This is a genomic window from Protofrankia sp. CiP1_Cm_nod2, from assembly GCF_920664355.1.
Lineage (GTDB): Bacteria > Actinomycetota > Actinomycetes > Frankiales > Frankiaceae > Protofrankia.
This window is the reverse complement of sequence record NZ_CAKKTL010000172.1, coordinates 6,873-8,377: the sequence shown is the minus strand read 5'-3', so window position 1 is coordinate 8,377 and position 1,505 is coordinate 6,873. Positions and strand designations below refer to the sequence as shown.

Genomic DNA, 1,505 nt, shown 5'->3' with positions numbered 1-1,505 from the left:
CACCATCGGACGCAGTGGTGCCGGGCACACCGCCGGCTGCGGCGTTGCCGGGGAGGTTGCCGGTGGCGGTGTCGATGACGGTGCCGTCGGGGTGGAGGTGTGCGCCCATCAGTGCCAGCCGCCGGGCGAGCTCGTCGCCGGGCGGGTTGCGGTGGCCGAGGTGGACGGCGACGACCCGGGTTGCCTCGGCCACGGCGCCCCGCCGCCGCAGCTCCGCGAGGACGTCGGCGAACGTCGCCAGGTCGAGGTGGTCGCCGAAGCCGGGCCGGTCGCCGTTGTTCTCCTCCATCAGCACGACGTCGAAGGCGCGGCCGGCCAGCGCGTCCAGGGTCGCCGGTGGCAGCGGCGCGGCGGTGTCGCAGGCGTAGAGCAGACGCCCGCCGTCGGGGGCCGTGATGTCGTAGAGCAGCGCCGGGCCCACGAACGCGGCTCCGTGGTTGGCCGCCAGCGCGCGGATGACGAAACCGTCCAGTGACAGGACGTCACCGGCATGTGCCGGGTGGAACCGCAACGCCCCGGTGTCCCCGTCCGGGGGCGCCACGAAGGGGCGGCAGGCGTCCAGCGAGGCGGGCGGCCCGACGACGTCCAGCGGGCGGGTGGCCACCGTCGACCACGTCCGCCACAGCAGGGCCTCGGGGCTGGTGTGATCGCCGTGGGCGTGGCTGAACAGCAGATGACGCACGTCGGCGAGCCGCACCCCGAACCTGGTGGCGGCGCGCGGCACGTCCGGCCCGCAGTCGATGAGCAGGCGGTCCTCGACGAGCACCGCGGTCTGGGTGCGCACCTGGTGTTCGCGGGCCCACCCGCAGGACGCGCACCCGCACCACGGGTTGGGCCAGCCGTCGGCCGACCCCGTGCCCAGCAGCCTCAGGCGCACCTGCCCGGACGCCTACGGGTGCGGATGACGCCTGCGGTCGGCCAGCGTCATGAGCGCGATCACGACACCGAGGAGCAGGATCGCGCCGATCGTGACCAGCCCGACCTGCCACCAGACCATGGGCGCCTCGTGCGACTCGGCGGTGGCCTCCGCGAGCAACGTCGTGACACCGTGCGAAGCCATGATCACGGTCTCCTTCCTCTGTGTCGACCGGCCCGGCCGTCCGACGGATCGTATGGGGTGTTTCCGTCCACCGGCCACCTGTTCGGTTCACCCAGCCGCCGCCGCTCTCGCCGCTGGTCGTCTCCTCCGGGCCCACCGCCGGTGTTGGATGGTCTCCGACGGACAGCGAAGAGGACCGACGACCTGGGCAAGGAGGCCAAACGGTGAGCTGGACCTGGCGTTTCGAGACGGAGGACGGTGGGGTGGTCACCCCCGCCGGCTCATTGCCGTCGGAGTCGTTCCCGACCCAGAGCGACGCCGAGACCTGGCTGGGGGAGATCTGGCAGGAGCTGCTGGCCGCCGGCGTCCAACAGGTGGTGCTCCACGAGGGCGACCGCAGGGTCTACGGCCCGATGAGCCTGCGGCCCGTCGACTAGCGGCCGTCGGCCGGTGACCGTCAGCCGGC

Annotated in this window: 3 protein-coding genes; 1 reads left to right on the top strand and 2 read right to left on the bottom strand. The window is 73.3% G+C overall.

Going from position 1 to position 1,505, the window contains the following annotated elements; translation table 11 throughout:
• The coding region (locus NBW84_RS17520; RefSeq protein WP_250285809.1) for an MBL fold metallo-hydrolase at positions 1-877 on the bottom strand (877 nt) is incomplete at its 3' end.
• Between the two features lie 12 nt (positions 878-889).
• Positions 890-1,060 carry a hypothetical protein gene (locus tag NBW84_RS17515; RefSeq protein ID WP_250285808.1) on the bottom strand — a complete coding sequence of 57 codons (171 nt, stop codon included), beginning with the start codon at positions 1,058-1,060 and terminating at the stop codon, positions 890-892.
• A gap of 203 nt (positions 1,061-1,263) precedes the next feature.
• Here NBW84_RS17515 and NBW84_RS17510 point away from each other — a divergent pair, with 203 nt between their 5' ends.
• On the top strand, positions 1,264-1,476 hold the full coding sequence (locus NBW84_RS17510; RefSeq protein ID WP_250285807.1) for a hypothetical protein: 213 nt from the start codon (positions 1,264-1,266) through the stop codon (positions 1,474-1,476).
• Positions 1,477-1,505: the final 29 nt, after the last annotated feature.

Coding starts and splice junctions, on each gene's coding strand:
- NBW84_RS17515 (WP_250285808.1), bottom strand. CDS start 1,060: ATGGCTTCGCACGGTGTCACGACGTTGCTCGCGGAGGCCACCGCCGAG.